Source organism: Baaleninema sp. (assembly GCF_049974805.1).
GTDB lineage: Bacteria > Cyanobacteriota > Cyanobacteriia > Cyanobacteriales > Geitlerinemataceae > Baaleninema.
Genome location: NZ_JBNGCO010000170.1, coordinates 1 through 6,859 on the forward strand (window position 1 = coordinate 1; position 6,859 = coordinate 6,859).

The 6,859-nt window shown below is 50.1% G+C and carries 2 protein-coding genes; both read left to right on the plus strand.

All coding sequences use genetic code 11. The annotated features are described in order from the left end of the window. Nucleotides 1–6,542 (plus strand): DUF4114 domain-containing protein (locus tag ACP5D4_RS20370; protein WP_428013445.1); only part of this gene is annotated, 6,542 nt, incomplete at its 5' end. A gap of 111 nt (nt 6,543–6,653) precedes the next feature. Further along, on the plus strand, nt 6,654–6,859 hold a 206-nt coding region (locus ACP5D4_RS20375; protein WP_428013446.1), incomplete at its 3' end, for a hypothetical protein.

The window sequence follows — 6,859 nt, forward strand, 5'->3', positions numbered from 1 at the left end:
TCGCCGAAGACGAGACAGAAAACGAAGACACCACAGACGACGTATCCGCCACCGCAGAAACCTCAAACGTCACCGAAGACGACGCATCTTCTGAAGAAACCGTCGCCGCCGAAACCACCACCGAAGAAGAGGTTGAAGACGACGCCACCGAAGAAGTCGTAGCCGAAGACGAATCTAGCGAAAACGACGAATCTTCTGAAGAAACCGTCGCCGAGAGCCAATCAACTGAAGAAGTCGTAGCCGAAGACGAATCTAGCGAAGACAACAGCCCAGAAGAAGAAGACACCGTCGCCGAAGAGTCCGAATCCTCCACAGACGACGAAACCTCTGAAGAACCCGTCGCCGAAAACGACACCAGCGAAGAAACCGTTGCTGAAGAAGACGAAGAACTCGACGAAGAAACCGTTGCTGAAGAAGACGAAGAAATCGACGAAGAAGACGAAGAGATTCTCGACGAAACTCCTAGTTTCGAGCTTCCCGCCTTCAACTCTGGCGTTTTCACCGTCGGAGAAAGTGGTGAAGTCGGCGTAGACTTCCTCTACGACGGCGGGAAATATCGCGGTGAAGTGGCCATTTTCAGCATCTCGGGTTTAGAGGAACTCGAGTTCAGCAGCCTTGAAGACTTCTTCGCTGAAGCCGCCAATCGAGCCGCCAGTGGCTCCGAACAGGGTCACATCGTCATCAGCGACCCCAGCGAAGGTGCGCGTTTCAATGGCTCCCTTGAAGGTGGAAAAGACTGGAACTCCGGTGACTATCGCGGCGTGAAGACGTTCGCTATGCGAGCCGGGGACAAATTCGCCGTCATGCTAGTCCCCAACGGTCGCGTGGCTGAAGTGGTCAGCAACCCCGAGATTGGGGGAGCGAAACAACCCCTATTTTCACTATCCACCGCCAACCCCGATGACGAGTTTCATATCGGTCAGATTGCAGATGTCACTGGCGATGGCAACACCTTCGTCATGGAGGACATTCGGGCTGATGGAAATAGCGATAAAGACTACAACGACCTGATTTTCCAAGTTCGCGGTGCAACGGGAGAAGCGGTCTACGTCGGCGATGTTGTTGATAGTGACAACGACTGGCGAGCCAAGGATATGGGGAAAGCGTTACTAGCGTATTCCGAACCCTACATCACCCCTGACCCGGTTCAGATTGACTTGACTGAGTCGGTTGAGACGGATGCTGAGGTGACTGAAGGGGTAGACGATACTCCCGTTGAAGACGGTTCGGAGACGGCTGCTGAAGACAGCGATGAGTCCGCCGTGACGGATGAGGAGACGGACAGCGAAGTCGTTGATGAAGAGGTGACGGTTGACGATGCGGATGATAGTGCGACTTCTGACGCAGGGGACGAGCCAGAGGGTTCGAGTCCCGTCGTGGAAGCACCGCCGGAGGTTGAATTAACGGACTCCGTTGACGATACGGGAGATTCGACGACGGAACCGACGGGTGAGAGTGACGCAGTGGACGTTGCTGAGGAACCGGCGACGGACGCTGATGAGTCGGACACTGAGGTGGTCGAGGAGAGCGAGGAAGACGTGACCGAGACGGTTGATGCTGCTGAGGAAACTCAGGACAGCAATTCCTCGGAACCCATCGTCCTTGAGGATAAGTTTGAGTTTCCCGAGGAAGACCAACCCGAGATTGTGGTGATTGAGTCGGAGAACTCGGTTGCGGAAACGGAGAGTGCAGTTGACGGTGAGGGTGAAGTCAGTGGTGACGAAGCCAGTTCGCAGACTGAATCGGAAGAACTGGTGAAAGCTGTTAACAGTAACGCGCAAGTCCGTACGGAAACGGTCAATGCTGATGAGTGGGTGACGGCTCTGACAGAAGCTGTAGACAATGCTAAGGCTTCTAACGACTCTAATGCGATCGTTGCTTTGAATATTGCGTTAACGGAAGAGTTGGACGATGGTAGCGTTGTGCCTCGGACCGAATTGACGCAGAGCGAACGTGCTGCATTGACTTACGCACGAGATAATGGCGTTCTCGTGACGCTGTCCGCAGGAGACACGGCAGGAGAAGCTCCCATCATCAACGGAGTGGCAGCGGAATTCGATAACGTCGTGGTGGTGGGTGCAGCTGAACCTGCTAACGATGCGACCTCGGTTTGGAAGTCTTATGCAGCCACGGATTCTTCAGCAACTGGTGTCTCCCTCGATTTAGTTGCTGATGGTCGCAATGGTGAGACGGTCAGCACGAGTGTAGCCGCTAGCCGGGTTACAGGGGCAATCTCTCAAGTTTGGGCGGCAAATCCAGATCTCAACTACACTCAGGTTGTCGATATTCTCAAGCGTACGGCTACCGATCTCGGTGAGTGGAATTGGGATACTGAAACTGGTTCGGGACTGGTTAATGTTGTGGCAGCGGTTCATCTGGCGAAAGTCACCAAGCCACAACCTTACACAGTTAAGCCGGGTGCGCGTACCATTGCTGATAATTTCATCGCGCAGAATCCAGGCGGTAAATCTTTACCGGGAGATCCCACTCATCCGGCCGTTGCACCTCCGGGAATTCCCGAACACACGGTTGACTCAGGAGCTAATACTCTCGATGCAGCAACGGCACTGTTACCGTCGCCGACGCAGGATATTATCGACCAGGTCAGTGCGAACGACCCGACTGATGTGTTCCAGGTGGAGAGTCGCTACATCGACGGGGCTGAGTTAGCGGTGATGTCTGGCGAGATTTCGGTTCAATATTTAAGTCCTTCTGGAGCGGTGTTGGGAAGTCAGACTCTCTCTCGCGGCAGCCAAACGCTACAACTACCGGATAACGCACCGGAAGACGTTCTCGTCAAAATCGAGCGAGTTGGGCAAAGTCCAGCGACGTACACGCTTTATGGCTTTGAAAGCTTGGCTGAGGAGCCGTTTGATATCGCGCTGGAATACGACAGCCCAATTTCGGCGTCGCAGCAGCAGATTATGCAGGCGGCGGCGAAGAACGTTGCTTCTCTCATCGGTCAAGGTTTGCCAACTGCGGTGGTGGATGGCAAGCTGATTGACGATTTGAATATCAAGATTTCCACGGCGGATGTCGATGGTGCAGGGGGAACCCAGGCCCGCACGAAGATCGACTTTATGCGTTACGGAACGCTGCTTCCGGCTCAATCTCTGGTTCAGTTCGACGCGGCAGATATCGCTCAACTCGAACAATCCGGTCAGCTCTTTGATGTGGTTCGTCACGAATTCCTCCATGCTCTCGGGTTTGGCAACCTCTGGGAAGCCAAAGGATTAGTAGATTATGCAGGAACGTCGCTGGCACAATACAACGGCAAGCAGGCTGTTAAGGCGTTCCAAGAATCTGGTGGTTTGACGGATGCGATCGCGCTGGAAACCGAAGGTGCAGGTTCTGCGGGACTCCACTGGAACGAGAATCTGTTTGGCGACGAATTAATGTCTCGCGATCTCAATCTCGATAGCGATGAGTCGGGTGAGGCTCCGATTAGTGAAGTTACCATCGCCTCGCTGGCGGATTTGGGTTATGAGGTGAATCTGGGCGCGGCGACGGCGGATTATCAGATGTCTGGTATTCAGTCGTTTGATGCAGAGGATTTAACGCCGGAGCAGATTGAGGCGTTCCGACAACTAGCGGAAATGTCGTTGGAGGAGTCGGATGCAGAGGCAGATGATGAGTACGTTGCGCCGATTATGCCGGAAGTTGACCCGGATACGGTAGCTCCTGAGATTTGGGCGCATGCAACGCGCTTTTGGAAAAATGGGGAGTATTACGATTGGGTTGATTATCGGATTCCTCCCGGAGATACTTTAAGTCATATTGCTCTCAGATACTTAGGTAATGCAGGATATGACTACTATGCATGGATCGGTGACTACAATCGCGTTGCCAATTACAACGAGATTGGTGCGGGAGATGTCATTAAAGTTCCAATTCATCATCCGAATTATGAATGGAAACAAGAGCAAGAGCGTTTGCAACGCGAGAAAGAGCTACGCGAGCGGCAGGAACGTGAAGAACGTGAGCAGAAGGAGCGCGAAGAGCGTTTAGCACGAGACAAAGCAGAACAGGAGCGCAAAGCTCGGGAAGAAGCCGAGCGTCAAGCAGAAGCGGAGCGTTTAGCTCGTGAATTGGAAGAACAAGAACGTAAATTACGTGAAGAGCGAGAGCGTCGTCGCCGTGCAGAGGAACTCCGTAAGGAACAAGAACGGCTACGTGAGCTAGAACGTCAGCGGGAAATTGCACGGCAGAAAGGTAAAGGCGGACAAGATTGGTTCTTTGCAACTCGTCTACCGGAATTTGGCCCGAAAGATCCGTTTGAGACCAAACTAACAGGTGAGACTGTCGGCAATCTAGTCCCAGATGACTACTATCGATTTACCTTGTCTCGTAATGGTCGCATCACTGCTGAACTGAAGCAATTGTTAGCTGATGCAGACCTGGTTCTCTATGATGTGCGGAACCGTCCTATTGCATATTCAATGCGAGAAGGAATTACTGACGAACAAATTATTACCGACCTAATTCCTGGCACATATATGTTACGGGTTAACAGTCCCGAAGGTGTGACCACAGATTATGATTTGGTTGTCAAGTTTCAGCATAAATTATCACTGACGCAAACTGGCTTCCCTGAAGGATGGCGCGATCGTGTTGGTGGCAGTGGTGGTGGCGCGAAAGCCCCTCTGTTTAGCGATCCACGTATCATGCGGATTTATGATACGGCTTTAAACAATTTTGCTGAGCCGGAGCGGGCTAAGGCGAATGCTAAGATTGCGGAGCTTCAGAAAGAGAAGCGCAGTTATGAGCAACAGATGCAGGCGTTGCTCGATAAGATGAATGCTGAGCAACGGGCTAAGGTTAATAAGGCTCTGGATGATGCGCGGAATAGTGCAAGAAGTTGGGTTGATGGGATTGCTAACCCGATTAAGAATACAGTTGATAGTCTGGGGAATGGAATCAAGAGTAAGGCTGATTCTGTTGCGAATAGCTTATTTAACAAAATCAACAACATTTGGGATTTTAACAATGGTTGGATTAAGGATCGGAAGGAAGATGCTCGAAAATTGATCCGTCGAGGACGAGATGCCGTCAAAAATGCGGTTAATAGTGCCCAAACTTGGCTGAAAGGGAAGCTAGGAGATCTTCAAGGCCGTGTCAAGTCGGCAATCTCTACGTTCTTTAATGTGGTTAAGAATGCTTATCGGACTGGTGCTGAAATTAATCAGGCTATTGCTAATGCGGCCAATCAGTTCAGAAGTGCAGTTGATCGTGTGGTCAGTGGCGCGAATAAGTTAGTTGGCGAGTTCAAAGGACAGGTTCTAAGTTCCGTTAAGTGGACGAAGAATCTTGGCGTCAATGTTAATAAATTTGGAGTCAAGTTTGAATTTAACGCCTATAACCAGGTTGTGAAGCCTGCGGTGAATGCTATTGCGGGTGGTGTCAGTTCTACGATTAATGGGATCGGTAATAGTTTGAAAGGTATTACCAATTGGCTAGAGCCTCGAACTCAGGATGCAGTGGCAAAAATTGTGAATGCCCTGCTTGGAGACAAAACGGGTCATTTGTGGAACAAAATTAATGGGGTTGATGCGAAAATTGCTGCCACTCGGACGGGTTTGGAAAAGGCAATTTCTGCTGCCAAACAACATATTGTCAGTGTGGCACGTCAGATTGAGGCTTTTCTTAGCGATCCAGAAGAGCGGAAGCGTGTGCTGGAAGCTCTCTGGAAATGGGGCTTTAAAACAATCGAGGATGCTTACAACTTCATTATCACAAAACGTGATGAAGTTCGTAAGGAAATTGAGGCTGAGAAGGAGGCTCGTCGTAAAGCTGAAGAAGAAGCTCGTCGTAAAGCCGAGGAAGAAGCTCGTGAGATTGAAGCCTGGCCCAATGCCAACAGGGTAATTGCATACATGGCGGATGAACTGGCGAATAACTCTAAGTCTGTTGAAGTAGAAATCTTGAAAAAGCTAAATCTTGATTTTCTTGAAAACAATAAATTACTATATCAATTGCTTCCGGTTGAAGCTCGTTTAAATATCACATGGTCTAAGCTCCTTGCCTATGCCATTTGGGCATACAAAGTCAAACCTGGTGCTGATTGGGATCACAAAAGCAGTGTAAAGGAAAGAAGCGAAGGTGAAGATTGGGTGATTGATGATAAAACTGACCGGATTTACAAGTACGAAGCCTGGTCAAATATGCACTATGGATATATTGGGCGTATAGCTGGCTTCACGGAGTCTGAACTATTGAATGGTGCTGGGCTTGCACAAACCCTAACTAACGGACTACTGAGGTTGCCAATTGGAGATTTTATTAAAGAGTGGGAAAAAGGAATTTTAAGCACTGAAGGAATCAAAGCAACGGTCAGTCTTGTATCTGCATTACACAAGGTCATATATGGATCTAATCCAGATGCAGATCTTTTTGATCCATCTTCAATTGATGATCCTGGTGATAAAAAATCAGTACAAGACGGTTTGCGGCTTTATAAAAAATATTCAGTTGGAATTAGCCAGGACGAATTTACAGGTGATCTGAGATCAGCCGAATCACAGTTGCACAAGGCCTATTCCTGAAGGTAGCGCCCCCCTAAGTCTGATGATTTTCGGTCTCATCAGCGGTGGTTATTTGTTGCGATCGCGCCCCCAAACCCATCAACAGCAACCCGATTATCCCCAAACAACACCATGACCAAACCACACCAAACCTACCTAGACACCCGACCCACTCCCCCAGAATACCTGACCTCATCCGCCGAACTCCGTTACACCCTCATCGACACCCTCCAAACTCTCCTCCAACAAACAAACCACATCCTAATAACTTCCCCCGAAATTACCCCCGACCCCGAAACCTTCCTCAATAGCCTCAAAACCAACCCCAACATCTACCA